The sequence below is a fragment of the Methylobacterium sp. D54C genome (assembly GCF_053345595.1).
The window spans coordinates 1-302 of record NZ_JBKFAK010000203.1 but is presented as its reverse complement, the minus strand read 5'-3'; the positions used below and the strand labels follow the sequence as shown (position 1 = coordinate 302).

At 73.5% G+C, this 302-nt stretch carries 1 protein-coding gene; it reads left to right on the top strand.

The genetic code is table 11. The annotated features are described in order from the left end of the window. A partial coding sequence (locus ACLBYB_RS33170) for a flagellar FliJ family protein (protein ID WP_447701426.1) occupies positions 1-229 on the top strand: 229 nt, incomplete at its 5' end. Positions 230-302 lie beyond the last annotated feature (73 nt).

Here is a 302-nt window from a genome sequence, read left to right as displayed (position 1 = left end):
CCCGACCTACGCCCGGGCCGCGGCGACGCGCCGGGACAACATGATCCAGTCCGCCCAGGCGCTCGAGGGCCAGCTCGCCGAGGCGAAGGCCGAGCTGGGCGAGGCGTTCGAGGGGCTCAAGAAGGTCGAGATCCTGAACGACCGCGAGCGGACCGCCGAGCGCGCTGCCGAATCGGCCCGCGAACAGGCCGCCATGGACGGGATCGGCCTCAACCGCGCCCGGGGCTGACGCGGCCCGTCGGACCGCTCGGCCGGCTTCCGCGGCACGAAACCGTCACGATCACCTGACAAGGGGGATCGCG